The 14,432-nt window shown below is 40.4% G+C and carries 9 protein-coding genes; 2 read left to right on the top strand and 7 right to left on the bottom strand.

Translation table 11 applies throughout. The features are described from left to right. Position 1 precedes the first annotated feature (1 nt). Genes ESZ39_RS13835 through ESZ39_RS13845 form a run of 3 tightly spaced genes read right to left on the bottom strand, consistent with a single transcriptional unit; the run spans position 2 to position 5,768 of the window. Entirely contained in the window at positions 2-1,438 is a 1,437-nt protein-coding gene (locus tag ESZ39_RS13835; RefSeq protein WP_146880492.1) for a TolC family protein, read from the bottom strand. Then, positions 1,431-4,583: an efflux RND transporter permease subunit gene (locus tag ESZ39_RS13840; RefSeq protein WP_146880493.1), complete on the bottom strand. Its 3,153-nt coding sequence runs from the start codon at positions 4,581-4,583 to the stop codon at positions 1,431-1,433. The genes ESZ39_RS13835 and ESZ39_RS13840 overlap by 8 nt, the downstream gene beginning before the upstream one ends. A 9-nt stretch (positions 4,584-4,592) precedes the next feature. Then, on the bottom strand, positions 4,593-5,768 hold the full coding sequence (locus tag ESZ39_RS13845; protein ID WP_146880494.1) for an efflux RND transporter periplasmic adaptor subunit: 1,176 nt from the start codon (positions 5,766-5,768) through the stop codon (positions 4,593-4,595). 140 nt (positions 5,769-5,908) lie between these two features. Here ESZ39_RS13845 and ESZ39_RS13850 point away from each other — a divergent pair, with 140 nt between their 5' ends. After that, on the top strand, positions 5,909-6,853 hold the full coding sequence (locus ESZ39_RS13850; RefSeq protein WP_146880495.1) for a LysR family transcriptional regulator: 945 nt from the start codon (positions 5,909-5,911) through the stop codon (positions 6,851-6,853). A 661-nt stretch (positions 6,854-7,514) separates the two neighbouring features. Here the strand turns inward: ESZ39_RS13850 and ESZ39_RS13855 are convergent. Continuing rightward, positions 7,515-8,492 carry a sensor domain-containing diguanylate cyclase gene (locus tag ESZ39_RS13855; protein ID WP_146880496.1) on the bottom strand — a complete coding sequence of 326 codons (978 nt, stop codon included), beginning with the start codon at positions 8,490-8,492 and terminating at the stop codon, positions 7,515-7,517. Between the two features lie 232 nt (positions 8,493-8,724). Here ESZ39_RS13855 and ESZ39_RS13860 point away from each other — a divergent pair, with 232 nt between their 5' ends. Beyond that, positions 8,725-11,253, top strand: coding sequence for an acylase (locus ESZ39_RS13860; protein ID WP_223270392.1), 2,529 nt, complete (start codon positions 8,725-8,727; stop codon positions 11,251-11,253). A 90-nt stretch (positions 11,254-11,343) separates the two neighbouring features. Here ESZ39_RS13860 and ESZ39_RS13865 read toward each other — a convergent pair whose 3' ends face one another. The 3 genes from ESZ39_RS13865 to ESZ39_RS13875 all read right to left on the bottom strand — a co-directional run bounded on the left by ESZ39_RS13865 (position 11,344) and on the right by ESZ39_RS13875 (position 14,119). Next, the gene (locus tag ESZ39_RS13865; RefSeq protein ID WP_146880498.1) at positions 11,344-11,958 is read right to left on the bottom strand and encodes a phospholipid-binding protein MlaC; all 615 of its coding nucleotides are present in this window, start codon (positions 11,956-11,958) and stop codon (positions 11,344-11,346) included. Positions 11,959-12,096: 138 nt separating this feature from the next. Beyond that, the gene (locus tag ESZ39_RS13870; protein ID WP_146880499.1) at positions 12,097-12,681 is read right to left on the bottom strand and encodes a TetR/AcrR family transcriptional regulator; all 585 of its coding nucleotides are present in this window, start codon (positions 12,679-12,681) and stop codon (positions 12,097-12,099) included. Positions 12,682-12,805: 124 nt separating this feature from the next. After that, complete coding sequence (locus tag ESZ39_RS13875) at positions 12,806-14,119, bottom strand: M24 family metallopeptidase (protein WP_411266883.1); 1,314 nt, start codon at positions 14,117-14,119, stop codon at positions 12,806-12,808. Positions 14,120-14,432 lie beyond the last annotated feature (313 nt).

Below are 14,432 nucleotides of genomic sequence, written 5' to 3' on the forward strand. Positions count from 1 at the left end.
TCTACTTATTAGTATTGCTTAACGCATAGCTCCATTGCCCGTTAAACGACTGGTAGGCATTTACTTTAGCAAGTAAGGACGAAATCGTTGAATCAACAGCATTTTCTTGTGCTATTAAAACACCCTGACGTGCATCTAACAACGCTAAGTAAGGGATTTGACCTTCTTGGTACATGGCTTCTGCTTGTAAAAATGCTTTATTAGCAAAGCGATAGCGTTGGTCAGCAAAATGTTTTTGCTGAGCCTGATTTACTAACAATTGCAGAGAAAGCTCACTTTCACTAAGTGCATTTAGCACCACCTGTTGGTAATCACTATACGCCGCTTTACTTAAAAATTGCTGTGCGTCGCGCTGCGCTAACAAAGCAGGATAACTGAGTAATGACCACTGAAGTTGTGGTGCTACTTGCCACTGCTGCTGGGTGTCACTAAAGCCATTGCTACCTATGCTGACGACACCAGCAAAACTTGCTAAACTAATATCAGGCAATAGTGCTTTGCTGGCTGAAACACCTAAGCTATTCGCTTGGCTAAAGTCGTAAAGTGCTCGGCTAATATCAGGTCTAAGTGCAATGGCGTCATTAGGCTCGCTTAACGAAACACTAAATTCATGCTGTAAAATAGCTTGTTCGTTAGTTAATGTAACGTTTTGCGCTAAACGCCCTGTCAGTACGGCAAGTGTAGATAAGTCACGGTACTTAGCGTATTCGATAACCGGCATTAATGCTTGCTGCTGTTTAAGTTGTGCCATGGTTCGGTTTAAATCGAGATCGTTTGCTACGCCTTCGTCTACACGTGCTTGTAGCACATCAATACTTTGCATTAAGGCTGCTATCTGCATGGTAAGAATGTGTTGTTTTTCTACATTGCCTTGATAGCTTACAAAGCCTTTAACGACTGATGAAACCAGCTCAATTTGTAATAAGCGCACTTTTTCGGCTTGGCTCATGGCAGATGCATTTGCAGCATCAACCAAGGCGGTAATACGGCCAAATAAATCAAGCTGCCAATTAAGTGCTACATTAGCACTCGACTGGCGGCTGTTTGTATCGCCTAAACCTCTGCGTTGGGCACCAATCTTAACACCCCCTTGCGGCAGATATTGTGCTTCTTGCTCACCTAATCGTGCTAATGCACTTTTAAGGATTAATTGGCTAGTTTGTAAGTCATGATTATTTGCCAAAGCCTCTGTTACTAATTGGTTGAGTTGGCTTGAATCAAGTTTTTGCCACCAGTTTGTTTCATCTGCGTCGCTTAATTTTCCATCTAACTCTTCACCTAACTCACTGGCAATATTTGCTTTAGCGACTAATTCGTTAATGAGGTTTTGCTCGCTTATGGTATCAATTTTACTTGCACAGCCTGATACAAGCGCAACGACTAATACCGCACTAGCAGTTAAGCTTGTTTTAAGCCTTTTTTGTTCTAATTTAGTCATGAGATACCTCCTGCGTATTAGCTTTTTTGCTCGTCACTAACATATAAAATACTGGGGTAAATAATAAGCCAAATATGGTCACACCGATCATCCCAGAAAATACAGCGTTACCCATGGCATGACGCATTTCTGCCCCTGCACCCGTCGCTAACACCAATGGCACAACACCGGCAGTAAAAGCAATTGAGGTCATTAAAATGGGTCGTAAACGCATACGACAGGCCTCAAGTATTGCCTCTAAATGCGATAAACCGTTGTCGTGTTTATCTTTAGCAAACTCGACCATTAATATGGCGTTTTTGGACGCTAACGCTACTAGCACTATTAGCGCTATTTGTGTGAATATATTATTATCTGCCCCAACAAACCAGACCCCCAGTAAGGCGGAGAATATGGTCATGGGTACTATTAATATAATAGCCAGCGGTAAGCGCAGGCTTTCGTACTGAGCGGCAAGCACCATAAATACTAATAACACGACTAAGGGGAAGACATAAACCATAGTGTTACCTGCCAGTACTTGCTGATAGGTGACTTCTGTCCACTCATATTCAATACCTGCTGGTAATGTCTTAGCGAGTACTTTTTCGATAGCTAATTGTGCTTGGTCAGAGCTGTACCCTGGTGCTGGGCTGCCGTTAAGCTCTGCACTTGGATATCCGTTGTAATGCATGACACGATCAGGGCCAATAGCGGGTGTTACTGTTAATACTGAGCCTAATGGCACCATGTTACCTGCACGGTTACGTACTTTTAAATTAAGGATTTGATCTGGATCTAATCGATAATCAGCATCGGCTTGCGCCTTAACTTGGTAAGTACGGCCAAATAAGTTGAAGTCGTTGACGTATACTGAGCCTAGGTAAATTTGCAGTGCGTCAAAGACTTCATTTAATGGAATACCTTGAATCAGTGCTTGTTCGCGGTCAACCTCAATATCCATTTGTGGCACTTGAATACGAAAACTTGAGTAAAGCCCGATTAATGCTGGATCTGTTTGCGCTTTCGCAATAACCGCTTGTAGACTATTAAATAATGCTTCAAAGCCTTTATTTGCTCTGTCTTCAATTTGTAATTTAAAACCACCAGTCGTGCCTAGGCCTTGAATTGGCGGTGGTGGGAATACCGCGACAAAGGCCTCGTCAATAGCAGCAAAACGCTGGTTTAATTGTGCTGCGATAGCCATAGCGGATTGACTTGGGTCGGTACGTTTATCAAAGCTATCAAGTGGGGTAAATACAATACCGCTGTTCGGGCTGTTGGTAAATCCGTTAACTGATAAACCAGGAAATGCTACCGTGTGTGCTACGCCCGGCACGTCTAAGGCAATTCGCTGCATTTGGGCAACCACATCTTGGGTGCGGTCAAGGCTTGCTGCATCGGGTAACTGGGCAATCGCCACTAAGTATTGTTTATCTTGCTGTGGAATAAAACCACCTGGTACGGTGTCAAACAACTTAATTGTGCCGCCAACTAAGGCGATATAAGCCACCATAACAACAACCGTCATTCGGATAAGTTTTTGTACTAGCTTTTCATAACCTTTAGCACCACGATTAAATACCCGGTTAAATGGCTTAAACAACCAGCGGCCGAATAACTTATTGAGTAAGCGGGTAAAGGCATCAGGTTTTGCATCATGCGGCTTTAATAATAATGCCGCTAAAGCTGGTGATAAGGTCAGTGAGTTAAAAGCCGAAATAATAGTAGAAATAGTAATAGTCAGCGCAAATTGTTTATAAAACTGCCCCGACAGACCGCTAATAAAAGCGGTAGGAATAAATACGGCGCTCAGTACTAAGGCAATGGCAATAATAGGACCGGTTACTTCGCTCATCGCAACACGTGTAGCTTCAAGTGGTGATAAGCCTTTTTCGATGTTACGTTCAACATTTTCTACCACCACAATGGCATCGTCTACCACAATGCCTATCGCTAGCACTAAACCAAATAACGATAGCGTATTAATTGATACCCCTAACCACTGCATTACGGCAAACGTACCAATGAGTGAAATAGGCACAGCAATTAATGGAATGATCGACGCACGCCATGTTTGTAAAAATACAATAACGACAATAACCACTAGTGCAATAGCTTCTAATAAGGTGGTAATAACCGCGTCAATAGATCCGCGTACGAATACTGTTGGGTCGTAAACAATGTCGTATTTAACCCCGGCAGGGAAATCTTTTGATAAACGCGCCATGGTCTCGCGTACTTGGTCAGATAATTCTATCGCGTTTGAGCCAGGGCGTTGAAAAACAGGCATGGCTAGTGCTGGTTGGTTATCAAGTTCAGCACGTAGTGAGTAAGAGTCTTGACCTAACTCAACACGTGCCACATCAGATAAACGTGTTAACTGACCTTGGTCACCGACTTTAACAATTACTTGTTCAAATTCTTCAATGCTATTTAAACGGCCCTTAACGTTTAACAGTATTTGGAATTGACTGTCGTTAGAAATAGGTTGTGCGCCTAAGCTACCTGCGGCAACTTGTTGATTTTGAGCGCGCAATGCCGTTACAACATCTGTTGCTGTAAGTCCACGCGCGGCAAGTACATCTGGGTTTAACCAAACTCGCATTGCGTACTTACCACCACCGAATAAACGAATGTCACCCACGCCGGGTAAACGCGCAATTTCATCTTTAATGTTTAAATCGGCATAGTTAGATAAATAGGCGGTGTCGTGGGTTTTTTCAGGCGAGTACAAATGTACCACCATGGTGAGGTTAGGCGATGACTTTTCGGCGACTACGCCTAAACGTTGTACTTCTTCAGGTAAACGCGGCAATGCGCTGTTTACGCGGTTTTGCACTTGTACTTGTGCACGGTCTAAATCGGTACCTAAGGCAAAGGTAACTGTTAATGTCATACGGCCATCACTGGTCGCTTGTGAAAACATATATAGCATGTTTTCAGTACCATTAATTTCTTGCTCAAGCGGCGTCGCTACCGTTTGTGCAATAACTGTTGGGTTTGCACCTGGATAACTAGCGGTCACTACTACTGTAGGTGGTACAACTTCTGGGTATTCACTGATAGGTAGTTGGAATAATGAAATCCCACCACCAATTAAAATCATCAGTGATAATACGGCCGCAAAGATAGGTCGTTGAATAAAAAAGTGAGAAAATTTCATGATAAGCTCTTAGTGTTTAGCAACAAGGCTAACACTGTCAGTTGCAGACAAAGTAAATGCGATATCGGTGGTATCAATGGCGACGGTTGTTGGGTTAACTGGCATGCCTGGACCAACACGAGCTGGGCCGTTAACAGCAATAATGTCGCCTTTGTTCAAACCGGCGGTAATCGCACGTAATTTTCCATAACGTTCGCCTATTTTAACTAATTTGTACTCTAGAACGTTGTTTTTATCTACTGTAAGTACAAAACGATTTTTCAAATCTGTGCCTATGGCGCGTTCGGGTATAATTATTTGTTTAGTAATAGCATTAGCCGCGAGCTTAATACGAGCAAAAGATCCGGCACGTAATGGCCTGTTTGCTGCATTATCTTCAAAAATAGCGCGTACACGCAAGGTACCGGTTGCAGCGTTAATACGGTTATCAATAAAGTTAATATAACCATCATATGTGAAACTCTCTTGTCCTACTTTTTGCATAACAACTTGTTGTTTACTTGCCGCTGTTACCTCAGAAAATGAACTATTCCAAGTACGTTCATCGATATCAAAATAGGCATACATTTCATTATTTGAAATAATTGAGGTTAATATGCTTTGACCGGCGAGCACGTTATTACCACGGGTAATGTTTGCACGTGAAATAAGGCCATTAATGGGCGAACGAATAGCGGTAAACTCTAAATCAAGTTGTGCTGCAGTCAGCTGAGCCTGTAATGCCGCTAGTTGTGCTTCACGTTGATGTAACGTTGAGGTGCGAGATTCAGCTTGTTCTGTCGAAATAGCTTTGCGCTCGGTTAGTCGTATAGCGCGTTTTGCCTCACTTTTGGCCTGTTCTAATGCGGCATTTGCACTAAGAATTTGTGCTTCTAAGCCAGCAACAACGGCAGCAAATGGGCGATCATCAAGCTGAAATAATAAATCGCCTTGTTTTACATCGTCACCTTCATGAAAAGCAATGTGGTCAATAACACCTGAAACGCGTGGCATTAACGCTACTTCTTCTGGCGACTCTAAACGGCTAGTATATACATGCCAATTTTGTACAGGTTTAATTAAAACTTCTGCAACATCGATGGGTTGTAATGGTGGTTTTACAGGGGCTTGTACAGACTCATCAGCACAGCCTGTTATAGCTAAGCTGATGATGACGATAGCGGCAATAAAAATGTTTTTGCTCATGTTGACTCTCGTTTTGCTGGAAATAATATGCTTAAAGTTCATGGCGTGCATGATACGGAATAAATATGTGGACAAATACCATAGTATTTTAAATTCATTAGTGCAAAAATGGCACCAATTGGAGTGCTAAGGAGAGAATAATGGATACAACAAGCCGGTTATTAATGTTGCTAGATGTCGTTGAACTGGGTTCATTTTCAAGCGCAGCAGAAAGTAGAAACATTGACCGCTCAGTGATTTCAAAGCAAATTAGCCGACTTGAAGATGATTTGGGCGTAAGGCTGTTAAATAGAACGACCCGTTCTTTTTCACTTACCGCTGCAGGTGCAGAAATGATAAAAAAATCTCGTGAGTTGCGAGAATTACTCGGACATACCATTAGGTTGGCTGAAAATTATCACCAAGAACCCCGAGGCGTATTAAAAATCACCTCGCCAACCATCATCGCTAAACGATATTTACAACCGGTGATCAATGATTTTCAAAAGCGCTTTCCGCAAGTTGAAGTTGAATTGCATTTAGATGATCGTGTTATGGACATTGTTGCAGAAGGTTTTGATTTGGCATTTCGTATTGGCGAACCAAAAGATTCGACTTTAATTGCCCGAAAACTTGCCCGTAATCGCATGATTATTTTAGCGTCACCGGAATTTATCGACAGTTATGGCATGCCTAAAACTATCGATGAACTCGCACTATTGCCTGCGGCAAGCTATACCAGCAATTCGCTTAGAGTAACCAGTATCAGCACGATTGATAAACATGGCGATAAGAATGAAAAAACCATAAAAAGTGTCTTTCGAGCGAATGATGCCGAAGTATTGTTGCTAAAAGCGCTTTCTGGCACTGCATTTGTCGTGGTGCCAGCGTTGACGGTTGGCAATGAAGTTGCTGATGGGCAATTAGTGCCATTGCTGACAGACATACAATTGTCAGATTACAGTGCCATGTATGCAATATATCCCCACCGAGATCTGCCGGTAAGAACGCGACTATTTTTTGATGCAGTTCGCGAATATATTGGCAAAACGATACCTATTTGGGAAAGTAATATTCCAAACTTTGAACATTTATATCAAGGATAATTAAAATTTAATCATCAAAATCAATAGCTTCATGGTATTACTGAATTATTATTTCCCAACTAACCCCATAATGATAAAGATGAGTCGATGATGAGTGCTTTAATACCCACTATGATTGAGAATCATGTTGTTGAGTAGTTTTATGTTGAAATTACAGGTAGAACAACCGATATTATCCAGCATTACTATTTAATACCCCCGAACGCAAAGTAATACCAGTTTCATTAAGTTTGTGATCTTGTTGTGCGCAGGAAAAATAACTCAAGGTAAGGCGCTCGATTGAGCAATAGCTGGCTATTGGAATTGAGAGCAACACAGCCTTGAGCTATTTTAACTAGTACAAGTGAGCAATAACTTAATGGGATTGGTATAACACATCCAGCGGTGCAATATTTATTAACCGAAGGTAAAAGTTATTTGAAAAGCTTATGTTATAAAACCTGTATTATAAAAACTTACGCTACAAAGTTTAGTTGTCAATGTTAAGTGCACTTATAGTGATGATGAGCAACAATGAACTTTAAACTATAATAGTCAAAGAACGCTCAAAAATATCATTATAAGCAGCATATTAATTTAAGAGTAGATTGTTAAATTAATATGCTTAATATAATACTTCGCAAGGTCTGGACTTTTCTCCTTTGGTATTGAATTAACCTAATTAATCAAATTGGTATAACACTTGTTTTTTACCTTTATTGTCATCCATCACCTGATCGGCATCATTAAGTAAATGTTCAATGTTGATATGCTTTTCTTGATCAAAAGATACAATGCCATGCGCAAAAGATATTTGGTAAGGCAGAGCTAGGTGTTTACTCACAGAAATTAAATTATAAGCAAAACGTTTTATCACTTGTTTAGCTGTTTCTAACTCTGTATCGCTCAGCAGTACCACAAACTCGTCACTGCCTATTCGGGCACAAACATCAGACACTCTAAAGCTGATTTTCAATTGTTCAGCAAATAGCTTTAACACCTGATCGCCGATCATATGGCCATAATGATCATTGAGTAATGTAAAGTCATTAAGATCAAAGTAAGCCAGATGACAGTCATTGTTTTGCCTAACAGCCTTATCGATAGAATGTTGACTTAAACGTTTAAAACCTAATCGATTTGTTATGTTGGTTAGTTTATCCATAGTCGCTAACTGCCATGAAATAAACTCATCAGTTATTAAGGCACTTAAATCGGTTAATGAAGCAAGTTCATCATCACTTAAGGTTCTTTTCTTTGTGTCTATAATACATAAGGTGCCTATGTTTTCACCGCTGGGTGAGGCAATAGGATGACCAGCGTAAAAACGTATATCAGGTAGGTTTACTACCAGGGGATTATCAAAAAACCGCACATCCTTTAAGGCATCTTCAATAATAAATGTATTATTCTGGTGAATCGCATGGCCACAAAAAGAAATTTCTCTGGGGGTTTCTTTTGCGTCTAATCCCACTGAAGATTTAAACCATTGGCGATCTTTATCCACTAAAGTAACTAGTGCAATAGGCACATTAAATATTTTTTTAGCTAAGCGAGTAAAACGGTCAAATCGCTCTTCAGGATCAGTATCTAATATTTTCAGAGCATTTAACGACGCTAATCGACATTCTTCATTTTTTGGCAGAGTAGGTGCAAGCATTATTTATACGCAAAGTTATGACCACTTGGTTAGTATAGTGCTATTTAATAACGAAAGAAAAATGCTTTTAATTTTTATTAACTGAAATTAAAAAATAAGGACTTTTATTATTATTTCACTATTGCCATGCTAGCTAATAACTGTTTGAAGTTGGTGGTTTATTGTGCAAATATGATAGTGTCGGCATAGTTTACGTATGATAAAAAATAATAGAATTAAAAAGGAGTTTGTTTTGAATTATTCAATTAAAAATATAATAAAGCCTATTTCAATTGTAGGATTATTTTCAATATTATCAGCATGCGGTGGTGGTGATTACACTTATATTGGCACGCCAGAAGCTGAAAAGCCAGAGCCCATTATACCACTAGTGGTCGTCACACCTGTGCCTTCATTTGATAGCGATGGCGTATTATCAGCAAATATTCGTTGGACAGATTATGGCGTACCACACATTACTGCCAACAACTTAGAGAGCATGTCGTATGGTGTGGGCTATGCGTTTGCTAAAGATAATATCTGTATGCTTGCCGATCAAATCCTAAAGTATAACTCGCAACGGGCAAAGTATTATGGCCCTGATATTGTGCCGGCCTCGGGCGATTCAGCACATTTAATTAATGACTTTGGCTTTCTAACCTTAGGTATTAGAGCGCATGCAGAACAAAATATAAAGTCGCTTTCAAGCAATAGCCAAGCGTTATTGTCAGGTTATGCACAAGGTTATAATAAATACCTAGCGGATACTGGTGTTGCCAATATTGACGGCTCATGTGCCAACATGCCTTGGGTACAGCCGATTAGTGATATTGATATGCTGACCTACACGCTCGGCATTGCTTTGTTACCAGGCGCTGCAAATTTTCTTGGGCCGATGTTTTTAGCCGCTCCTCCAGGAGAAAATTTCGCACCTTACCCACAAAGTGCTGACGTTAATAGTTATAAAGTTAATTCAAATCCGGTTGTTACGCTGCCTGAAAAAAATCCGAATGATTTAGGATCAAATGGCTGGGGTTTAGGTAAAGATAAAACTGAAAATGGTAAGGGTATGGTGTTAGCTAATCCACATTTTCCGCATACCGGTAATTTACGTTTCTGGCAATTTCACATCACTATTCCTGAACATTTGAATGTGATGGGGGGGTCGCTTACTGGCATGCCAGGGGTAGTCAATATTGGTTTTAATGAAAATGTGGCTTGGACACATACCTTTTCATCTGCTGAGCATTTTGTGTTGTATCAGTTGACATTAAACCCGAACGACCCTGCGCAAATGTCGCAAGTGATTGACGGAGCAAACCGTTCGATCACCGGCAAAGAAATCGTTATTGATGTTGCTGTCGGGCCGGGTCAAACGATTAAACTCGCAAAAATGACTTACTCAACCCATCATGGTCCTATGGTTGTTGTACCGGGAAATTTTGCATGGGGTCCTGGTGGCAGTGCCTTCGCAATAAAAGATGCTAACTTGGGTAATGTCGATATTATCGACCATTGGTTGGCAATGAACTTAGCTGGTAATATGGCTGAATTTAAACAAGCTTTTGTTGATTATGACGGGGTGATTTTTAACAATACCATGTCAGCAGACAGTGAGGGCAATGTTTTCTATATTGATGACTCAACGGTGCCAAATTTAACCGCTACGGCAATTAATGAAATGACTACCAATCCATTACTTGTTGGTGCTAAACAAGCCGCGGGCTTTACTATTTTACCAGGCTTCTTATCCGCATTTGATTTTGAACGCGCTGTGCCATATGAAAATGCACCAAAATATTCTGGCACTGATTATGTACAAAACTCAAATGACAGTTATTGGCTTAGCAATATTAATACCCCTATAACAGGTGTTTCGCCTTTATATGGCGCTGTCGATAATCAGCAGTCTCTGCGTTCTCGTTTGGCACAGAAGTTATTAGTAGACAGTGCCGGCAGTGATGATTTATTTAATCCGGCTGAGGTTGAGCAAGCCTTGTTGAGTAATCGCAGCTATTTGTCTGAAAATATACTGACTGAGTTATTAAGTATTTGCCAAGCGCAAGGCAGCACAGAGGTTAGTCTTGAAACACAGAATGTTGATATTAGTCGTGGTTGTGCGGCATTAGCGCTTTGGGATGGTAGTTTTAATAAAAATAGTAGTGCGGCACATTTATTTCGAGAATTTGCCTTTCTATTTGATAAAAATCCGCAATGGCAACAAAGTTTCTCTGCAGACTATGTGCTGACCACACCTAGTGGCTTAATCAATAATGCCATAACACTGCAACAATTTGCTCAAGCTATGCTTAATGTTGAATCAGCGGGGTTAGCATTAGATGCCACATTAGGCTCAGTGCAGTTTGTTGAGCGTAGTTTAGCTGATGGCAGTGCCTCAGCTATCAAAATGCCTTGGGCAGGCTCGCACAATATAGAGGGTGGCTTTAATGTTTTTGATACGCGCACAGGTAATGATGGCTCATTGTTGCGTCGCCATGTTTACCCGGCACAAAATAGTGATTCTATCCTAAGTGCTGAAGGTGGAGGCTATCATATTAATTATGGTAGTAGCTGGATGACAGTAGTGAACTTTACCGATAATGGCCCGGTTGCTAGAGGTTTATTAAGTTACTCTCAATCTCATGAATATGGCAGCGACCACAACGTAGACCAAACCTTACTCTACTCACAACAACCACAACTTAGACCTTTGCGCTTTACCGAAGCAGATATTGAAGCTAATAAAGTCTTTGAAATGACCATTAATTCTGCTCCGGAGTAAACAGTTAGAGTGTTGTAAACAAAAAAGCCAGCATTGACCTTAAAGGCTATGCTGGCTTTTTAATTGCTGTAATTTGCTCAGCTATTAAAGTTAACTTGTGATTGACGCAAGCTCTAAGGTTACTTGATCTAAGCCTAAATCTGATATTTTACGATTAATTTCAGATTGTTTGCTACTAATTAACGATATACCCTCAACAATCATATCGTAGGCTTTCCATTCTTGCGACTTTGTGTCTTTGCGCATTTGAAAGGTAATATTGATATCTGGCTTGCCCGAATCGATAATTTTGACATCAACAGAAGCTGATTTTACATTCGCTCTTAGCTGACTTTCTGGTTCAAATAACACTTTTTGATTACTGTATTGTGTTAGTGCGTTGGCATAAGTGCGCACCAAATAAGAGCGCATGGCAGTAATAAATTTTACTCTTTGCTCTGATGTTGTTTGTTGCAAATGTTTACCTAAAATTTTAAAGGCGGCATATTGATAATCAATTGATGGCATTAATTCTTCTTCAACAATATCGCGCATTAAATCTGGGAATTTTTTCAAAGCCGCTTGATTATTCGCAATTTTAGTAAATAGATTATTACCTGTTACAGCGATGACTTGATAGGGAGAAACTGATGGCGTAGCCTCAGTTGCCATAGTGTTTTGGACGAAACTAGTGAATAACACCAACAGCATTAAGAGCTTTTTCATGATGATCCTTGTAAGGTATAGTTAATTTTCATTGCAGTCATTATACATACCGACCGTGCGGTATGTAAATGTTTTTTAGGCTTAAGATAGATGATAAAGTGTTAAGAAATGTTAACTCAGTGCAGTGCTAATTTAGTATTAACGTTTTAGTTGTTGCATATAACGGCAAAGCTCTTTGATGACTTTGTCAAACAGCTCTTTGTTTAATGAGCTTTTACTTAAACTTGAAGAACCATGAAAGGTCGAAACAATAAAGTAAGCGACCTGGCTAAAATCAAGGTCTGGTTGTAACTGGCTACTAACCCGCGATAGGTTGGTAGCAATTAATAAGTTTAACTGTTGTTGCATCGCCAGTATGCGAATACGAAAGCCTTCATCTACGCCTGACATTTCCTGACAGAGGTTGTTTAAAGGGCAGCCGCACACTAGCTCATCACAACTCATCTCTTTAGACATTGAACTGAAAAAATCAGATAGGCCTTGAATAGGATCTTCAGTCTCTACGGGCGGTTGCCAAAGCGCAATAAAAGCCGGGGCATAAACCTCTTCAAATACTGCATAGCCAAGTTCCATTTTATTGGCAAAATGATGATATAGCGCCCCTTTAGATATTTCGCAACGCTTTAAAATACAAGACAAGCTCGTGGCGGTAAAACCCTTTCTATGGATTTCATCAGCACTAACTTCCAATATATTTTGACGGGTTTGCTCCGGGTCTCTCATAGGATTACCTTAAAATACCTTACAATATAATAGCATTAGTTTAACCGACCGGTAGGTCGGTTGCAAAGATAAAGTATGAAAATAAGGTCTTGAAATTATACTTAACCAGATTAGTATATTAAAATTAAATTGTTTGCAGCTTAATTAATTGTCCAATCGGATTGTCCAACGATGCCGGCGGCATAGTAAACCATTGTGGGCCATTTTTGGTCATGTAAATACAGTCTTCAAGTCGCACACCGAATTCACCTTGAATATAAATACCGGGTTCATTAGAAAAGCACATTCCTGGTTTTAAGCGTTCAGTTTCGCCATGGACAAAGTTAACACTTTCATGTCCTTCCATGCCGATACCGTGACCGGTTCTGTGCGACAATCCGGGTAATTTGTAGCCAGGACCAAAACCTTTGCTTTGGTAAAATTCACGCACGGCATCGTCAACTAAACCTGCTTGTGTACCAATTTTTGCTTGTTCAAAGGCGATCTCTTGACCTTGTCTAACCGTTTGCCAAACCTCACGCTGGCGCTTTGTTGCTTCACCGAAGACAAAAGTACGACTAATATCAGATTGATAACCATGCACATTGCAGCCACAATCCATTAATACCACCGAACCTTCAGTCAATATTTGCTTTTGTTTAGTGCCATGCGGATAAGCACTAGCTTGATTAAATAGCGCCATATTCCATGCACCTTTGCCGCCTAATTGCCCTTGTGCTGTGTGCATTAAGGATTTGACATCGCTTTGGCTCATGCCTATTTTTAGCTGAGCGAAAACATTAGCGTAAGCCAGTAATGTAACTTCATTGGCTTTGTGCATTAACTCAAGCTCATGTTGGTTTTTATACATACGACAACCAAGAGTTACTGGTTCGGCACTAACATGTTGCAGGTTAGAAAGTTGCGCCATAACGCCGCTCATAACGAAATAACGTACTGAATTTTCAAAGGCGATTTTGCCCTTATTTAATCCTGAGTCTTTTAATATTTGTTTAATTAAAACGAATGGACTTTCATGCTCTTGCCAAACACGAATGTCATCACCAACCGCTAAACTTTCACGCACGCTTGGCGCTTCAAAAAAAGGACAAACAACAGAAATTTTACCGTCACGCGGGACAATAACTGCTGTTAAGCGTTCACTGCGCCGCCATTGTATACCTGAGAAATAATCCATCGCGGCGCCGGGTTCAAGTATTAAGGCCGATATATTAAGTTGTTGCATTAATTTTTGTGCTTTGGCAATACGTTCAAATCGCTCGGCTGGAGTAATGCCTGTTACCGTATCCGTAATTGATTTAAGTGCTGACCCTTGGCTTTGATTATCAGGCTGATTATTTGTTGTAGCGGCAAGGGCAGATGACGTCAGGGTTTGTCCAGCAATAGACAGGGTGGCAATACTTGCACCACTGGCTTTTAAAAAAGTTCTTTTACTGATGTTCATGTGTTGTTCCTGTCTATAACCTAGTATAAAAATGCTATCTAGGTTTGAAAGTTATATCAAAGGGTAAAATTATATTTAGACTTTACGCTAGCGTTTATTTTTTAATGAGCAAGTGGTTACCGATAAAAGTCACTGCTCAGCTTTAGTTCTAATCTAGGTGAATAAGGCGCTATTATACCTATCCCATTAAGTTATTGCTCACTTGTACTAGTTAAAATAGCTCAAGGCTGTGTTGCTCTCACTCCCAATAGCCAGCTATTGCTCAATCGAGCGCCTTACCTTGAGTTATTTTTCCTGCGCACAACAA

It is taken from the genome of Colwellia sp. C1TZA3, from assembly GCF_007954265.1.
Taxonomy (GTDB): domain Bacteria; phylum Pseudomonadota; class Gammaproteobacteria; order Enterobacterales; family Alteromonadaceae; genus Cognaticolwellia.

Bases quoted from the DNA above. Each gene is read 5' to 3' on its own strand.
- ESZ39_RS13865 (WP_146880498.1), bottom strand. From the start codon at position 11,958: ATGAAAAAGCTCTTAATGCTGTTGGTGTTATTCACTAGTTTCGTCCAA.
- ESZ39_RS13855 (WP_146880496.1), bottom strand. From the start codon at position 8,492: ATGCTTGCACCTACTCTGCCAAAAAATGAAGAATGTCGATTAGCGTCG.
- ESZ39_RS13870 (WP_146880499.1), bottom strand. From the start codon at position 12,681: ATGAGAGACCCGGAGCAAACCCGTCAAAATATATTGGAAGTTAGTGCT.
- ESZ39_RS13845 (WP_146880494.1), bottom strand. From the start codon at position 5,768: ATGAGCAAAAACATTTTTATTGCCGCTATCGTCATCATCAGCTTAGCT.
- ESZ39_RS13835 (WP_146880492.1), bottom strand. From the start codon at position 1,438: ATGACTAAATTAGAACAAAAAAGGCTTAAAACAAGCTTAACTGCTAGT.
- ESZ39_RS13840 (WP_146880493.1), bottom strand. From the start codon at position 4,583: ATGAAATTTTCTCACTTTTTTATTCAACGACCTATCTTTGCGGCCGTA.
- ESZ39_RS13850 (WP_146880495.1), top strand. From the start codon at position 5,909: ATGGATACAACAAGCCGGTTATTAATGTTGCTAGATGTCGTTGAACTG.